The following is a 6011-nucleotide window of genomic DNA, read 5'->3' on the forward strand; positions in this document are numbered from 1 at the left end:
TCACGGAGAAAAAATGGCATGATTTCTGCTGTATACCTGCAACGATGAAAGGAACAGGTGGGATAAAGGGAGAGCGTATGCGTCTTTATAAGGACACGGCGGCCAAGTGGTTGAGCCGACTCTTGCTGGCGGCAATCCTGATTTTGGTCGGTTGGTTTTCGATTATGACCATTCGGGACTATGGGCGGGAAAGCGGTGCCGCGCGGCAAACGCTACTGGAAAAAGGCAGCGTGCTCATCCGCGCTCTGGAGTCTGGTACGCGCGTAGGTATGGGGATGCGCATGCATCATGCTCAACAGCAGACGCTGCTGGAGGAAATGGCCGTACAACCAGGCGTGCTATGGTTTGCCGTCGTTGACGATCATGGCGTCATTATTACTCATAGCAATTCCGCGATGGTCGGTAAAACGCTCTATTCACCGGATGTCCTGCGGCAATTAAGCCCCGGGGAACAAGAAAGCTGGCGGAATATTGACATGCCTACGGGGGACGGTGAAAAAACACCGGTCCTGGAAATTTATCGTCAGTTTCAGCCTATGTATGGTTCAGGACGTCATGGCATGGCGCGCTGTGCCAGCAATGACGGACAGCTTATTACCCCCGCACAAACCATATTTATCGCTTTTGATGCCAGCGATCTGGCTGCGACTCAGGCAAGAGAGTGGCGTAACACCCTGATTGTCCTGTCTGCGCTGGCGGCCGTGCTGCTGGCCACTGTGCTGACGTTCTTCTGGTATCAGCGCTATCAGCGCTCGTACAAAGAACTGCAGGATGCGATGAAGCGTAAAGAAAAACTGATGGCGCTCGGGCATCTGGCTGCCGGGGTCGCGCATGAGATTCGAAACCCGCTTTCATCGATCAAAGGTTTAGCGAAGTATTTTGCCGAACGAACTCCGGCTGGTGGCGAGTCGCATGAGCTGGCACAGGTGATGGCGAAAGAGGCGGACCGTTTAAATCGGGTGGTGAGCGAACTGCTGGAGCTGGTGAAACCTGCGCATCTGACGCTGCAACAGGTGGATCTCAATGAGGTCATCACCCACTCATTAAACCTGGTGAGTCAGGATGCGGCAAGCCGGGAAATCCAGCTACGTTTTTCGGCCAGTTCCACGCTGCCCGCTATTCAGGCCGATCCCGACCGACTGACTCAGGTTCTGTTGAATCTGTATCTGAACGCCATTCATGCGATTGGTCGTCAGGGCACGATTACGGTTGAAGCGAGTGAAAGCAGCGGCGATCGCGTTAAAATCGTGGTTATTGATAGCGGGAAAGGGATTGCCGCGGAACAGCTGGAGGCCATTTTTACGCCTTACTTCACGACTAAAGCGGATGGAACCGGCCTTGGGCTGGCGGTAGTGCAGAACATAATTGAACAGCACGGTGGTACCATTCATGTGGCAAGCGTTGAGGGCAAAGGCGCAACCTTTACCCTCTGGCTGCCAACCAACGCGAAACAACAGGATTAACAAGGATGACGCGCGGAAAAATCAATATTCTGGTGGTAGATGACGATATCAGCCACTGCACCATTTTACAGGCGCTGCTGCGCGGCTGGGGTTATGAGGTCGCGCTGGCCTATAGCGGGCAAGCGGCACTGGAACAGGTGCGTGAACGCGTATTTGATTTAGTGCTGTGCGATGTGCGTATGGCGGAGATGGACGGCATCGCAACGCTGAAAGAGATTAAAGCGCTGAATTCGGCGATTCCGGTATTGATCATGACGGCGTTCTCCAGCGTGGAGACCGCCGTTGAGGCGCTGAAAACCGGGGCGCTGGACTACTTAATCAAGCCGCTGGATTTTGATCGCCTGCAGGAGACGCTGGAAAAGGCGCTGGCGCATACGCGGGAAACGGGCGCTGAACTGCCGTCGGGGTCGGCTGCGCAGTTTGGCATGATTGGCAGCAGTCCGGCGATGCAGCAGTTGATCAATGAAATCGCGATGGTTGCGCCCTCGGATGCAACGGTGCTCATTCACGGAGACTCCGGTACGGGGAAAGAGCTGGTGGCCCGGGCGCTGCATGCCAGCAGTGCCCGCCGTGATAAACCGCTGGTGACGCTGAACTGTGCATCGCTTAATGAATCGCTGCTGGAGTCTGAACTTTTTGGACATGAGAAAGGCGCGTTTACCGGTGCGGATAAGCGGCGGGAAGGGCGCTTTGTGGAAGCCGAAGGTGGCACGTTATTTCTTGATGAAATTGGCGATATCTCACCGCTAATGCAGGTGCGTCTGCTGCGGGCAATCCAGGAGCGAGAAGTGCAACGGGTTGGCAGCAACCAGACTATTGCGGTTGATGTCCGGCTGATCGCTGCCACACATCGCGATCTGGCGGAGGAAGTGAACGCCGGGCACTTTCGTCAGGATCTCTACTATCGCCTGAACGTCATCACTATTGAAATGCCAGCGCTGTGCCAGCGTCGGGAAGATATTCCGCTGCTGGCCGAACATTTTCTCCAGCGTTTTGCCACACGTAATCGAAAAGCGGTGAAAGGCTTTACTCCGCAGGCGATGGATCTGCTGATCCACTATGACTGGCCGGGCAATATCCGTGAGCTGGAAAATGCGATTGAGCGTTCGGTGGTGCTGCTAACGGGGGAATATATTTCCGAACGCGAGCTGCCGATGGCGATTGCCGCGACACCGATAAAAACGGAATACAGTGGCGAGATCCAACCGCTGGTGGATGTCGAAAAAGAAGTGATTCTGGCGGCGCTGGAAAAAACGGGCGGCAATAAAACCGAAGCCGCCCGTCAGTTAGGTATTACGCGCAAAACGCTGCTGGCTAAGCTCAGCCGTTAGTTTTGCTCACGTTCGATGGCGCGCCAGCCGATGTCGTTACGGCTGAAGCTGCCGTCCCAACGGATGTCGGTCATCAGGGCGTAGGCACGCTGCTGCGCCTCGGCAACGGTGTTGCCCAGCGCGGTGGCGCACAGGACGCGACCGCCGTTGGTCAGCACGCGATCGTCAGCAGACAGTTTGGTGCCCGCGTGGAACACTTTACCGTCAGCGACTTCTTCCAGCGGCAGGCCGTGGATCTCATCGCCAGTATTGTAGTTGCCCGGATAGCCGCCCGCGGCAATCACTACGCCCAAAGAGGCGCGTTCGTCCCACTCAGAGGTTTTCTCATCCAGCTTGCCGTCACAGGCGGCAAGGCACAGCTCCACCAGATCCGATTTCATACGCAGCATGATCGGCTGGGTTTCCGGATCGCCGAAGCGGCAGTTGAACTCGATAACCTTCGGGTTGCCCTGTTTGTCGATCATCAGACCTGCGTACAGGAAACCGGTGTAAGTGTTCCCTTCCGCCGCCATGCCTTTTACGGTTGGCCAGATGATGCGTTCCATGGTGCGCTGATGAACGTCGTCAGTCACCACCGGTGCCGGTGAGTAAGCGCCCATGCCGCCGGTATTCGGACCGGTATCGCCGTTGCCCACGCGTTTGTGGTCCTGGCTGGTGGCCATTGGCAGCACGTGCTCGCCGTCAACCATCACGATAAAGCTCGCTTCTTCACCGTCGAGGAACTCTTCGATAACGATACGGTGGCCCGCATCGCCAAAAGCGTTACCTGCCAGCATGTCATGAACGGCGGCTTCGGCTTCCTCCAGCGTCATCGCGACGATAACGCCTTTACCAGCGGCCAGGCCGTCGGCCTTGATAACGATCGGCGCGCCTTTCTCACGCAGATAGGCCAGCGCAGGCTCAATCTCGGTGAAGTTCTGATACTCCGCCGTCGGAATGTTATGACGGGCAAGGAAATCTTTGGTGAAGGCTTTGGAGCCCTCCAACTGCGCTGCGCCTTCGGTTGGGCCGAAGATTTTCAGACCGGCGGCGCGAAACGCATCGACCACGCCAATCACCAGAGGCGCTTCCGGGCCAACGATGGTCAGATCGATCTTCTCATTCTGGGCAAAGCTCAGCAGCGCCGGAATATCGGTCACGCCGATTGCCACGTTTTGCAGCGCAGGTTCCAGCGCGGTGCCCGCGTTGCCTGGTGCGACAAATACCGTTTCGACTTTTGGCGACTGCGCCGCTTTCCAGGCCAGCGCGTGTTCGCGCCCGCCGTTGCCAATCACTAATACTTTCATCGTCTGCTCCGTGGATTAATGGCGGAAGTGGCGCATGTCGGTGAACACCATCGCTATGCCGTGCTCGTCGGCGGCAGCAATGACTTCATCATCACGGATAGAACCGCCCGGCTGGATCACGCAGGTCACACCGGCGGCAGCGGCGGCATCAATCCCATCGCGGAACGGGAAGAAGGCGTCGGATGCCATAGAGGAACCTTGAACTTCCAGACCTTCGTCGGCGGCTTTAATTCCGGCGATTTTTGCGGAATATACGCGGCTCATCTGGCCTGCTCCTATGCCGATAGTCATGTTCTCTTTGGCGTAAACAATGGCGTTGGATTTTACAAACTTAGCTACTTTCCAGCAGAACAGCGCATCGCGCAGTTCCTGTTCGGTCGGCTGACGTTTGGAAACTACGCGCAGTTCACCTTCGCTCACCATACCCAGGTCACGATCCTGAACCAGCAGACCGCCGTTAACGCGTTTGAAGTCCAGGCCCGGCACACGTTGTGCCCACTGACCGCAGGTCAGCACGCGGACGTTCTGTTTGGCTGCGGTGATTTTCAGTGCGTCTTCGGTTGCGGATGGCGCGATGATCACTTCCACGAACTGACGGGAAATGATGGCTTGAGCAGTTTCGGCATCCAGTTCGCGGTTGAAGGCGATGATGCCGCCGAACGCGGAGGTCGGGTCGGTTTTATAGGCGCGGTCGTAAGCATCGAGAATAGAGGTACTGACTGCCACGCCGCACGGGTTAGCGTGTTTGACGATCACACAGGCTGGCTCGTTGAATTCTTTTACGCACTCCAGCGCCGCATCGGTATCGGCGATGTTGTTGTAGGAAAGTGCTTTGCCCTGTACCTGCTGCGCGGTGGCAACGGACGCTTCTTTAACATTCTCTTCTATATAGAAGGCAGCCTGTTGGTGGCTGTTCTCGCCGTAGCGCATATCCTGCTTCTTAATGAAGTTCAGGTTCAGTGTACGTGGAAAGCGACCAGCGGCTTCTTTGCTTTCGCCGTGGTAGGCCGGAACCATGCTACCGAAGTAGTTGGCGATCATGCTGTCGTAAGCGGCGGTGTGTTCGAAGGCTTTAATCGCGAGGTCGAAACGCGTGTCGAGGGTCAGAGAACCGTCGTTGGCATCCATCTCTTTAATAATGGCGGCGTAGTCGCTGCTCTTCACAACGATAGCCACATCTTTATGGTTCTTGGCAGCGGAACGCACCATCGTCGGGCCGCCGATATCAATGTTTTCTACCGCATCTTCCAGCGAGCAGCCTTCACGGGCAACGGTATCGGCGAACGGGTACAGATTAACAACCACCATGTCGATAGGTGCGATGCCGTGCTGTTCCATAATCCCGTCGTCCTGACCGCGACGACCAAGAATGCCGCCGTGGACTTTCGGATGCAGGGTCTTTACGCGTCCATCCATCATTTCCGGGAAGCCGGTGTAATCGGAAACTTCGGTCACTGGCAGGCCTTTCTCAGCCAACAGGCGCGCAGTGCCACCTGTAGACAGCAGCTCCACACCGCGTGCGGAAAGTGCCTGAGCGAATTCGATGATACCGGCCTTGTCAGAAACACTGAGCAGAGCGCGGCGGACTGGACGACGTTGTTGCATGGTAAATCCCCTGGATTTGACTATTACAGAGAGCGTTAGGTGAATTCTTGGCTAAAAACTCAGCTAACGCCCCTTACGGGGCATCCTTGTTGTGCGGGGGCATTGTAACGAAAACGTTTGCGCAACGCTCGCGAATTTTTAATTTTCGATTTTGACCTCTTCTTTTTCCGTTGAAGGATGCTTATATAAACAGAGAAGTGCACAAACGATCGCGTGGTTTGTGGATAACTCTGTGTGTAAATGGGTATAAGGCGGGGTTTTGCTGTGGAATGCAGCGGTCAGTCATTTTTCTGCAATTTAAGGGTTGCGGGCCGCAGGAAACTCCC

General features: G+C 55.9%; 4 protein-coding genes. 2 read left to right on the forward strand and 2 right to left on the reverse strand.

Annotation, left to right across the window (positions count from 1 at the left end; translation table 11 throughout):
- Nucleotides 1-77 precede the first annotated feature (77 nt).
- The gene (gene zraS / locus FDW87_RS07515) at nt 78-1463 is read left to right on the forward strand and encodes a two-component system sensor histidine kinase ZraS (RefSeq protein ID WP_019078472.1); all 1386 of its coding nucleotides are present in this window, start codon (nt 78-80) and stop codon (nt 1461-1463) included.
- A gap of 5 nt (nt 1464-1468) precedes the next feature.
- Nucleotides 1469-2794, forward strand: a complete 1326-nt coding sequence (gene zraR, locus FDW87_RS07520; protein WP_019078473.1) for a sigma-54-dependent response regulator transcription factor ZraR — start codon at nt 1469-1471, stop codon at nt 2792-2794.
- On the opposite strand, the gene purD is transcribed toward zraR, so the two are convergent.
- Together purD and purH are read right to left on the reverse strand one after the other, a co-directional pair.
- Nucleotides 2791-4080, reverse strand: a complete 1290-nt coding sequence (gene purD, locus FDW87_RS07525; protein WP_016157951.1) for a phosphoribosylamine--glycine ligase — start codon at nt 4078-4080, stop codon at nt 2791-2793. The two genes, zraR and purD, sit on opposite strands and share 4 nt — an antisense overlap.
- Before the next feature lie 15 nt (nt 4081-4095).
- Nucleotides 4096-5685 carry a bifunctional phosphoribosylaminoimidazolecarboxamide formyltransferase/IMP cyclohydrolase gene (purH, locus tag FDW87_RS07530; RefSeq protein WP_049043237.1) on the reverse strand — a complete coding sequence of 530 codons (1590 nt, stop codon included), beginning with the start codon at nt 5683-5685 and terminating at the stop codon, nt 4096-4098.
- Nucleotides 5686-6011: the final 326 nt, after the last annotated feature.

The organism is Citrobacter sp. wls826, from assembly GCF_005281245.1.
Classification (GTDB): domain Bacteria; phylum Pseudomonadota; class Gammaproteobacteria; order Enterobacterales; family Enterobacteriaceae; genus Citrobacter; species Citrobacter braakii.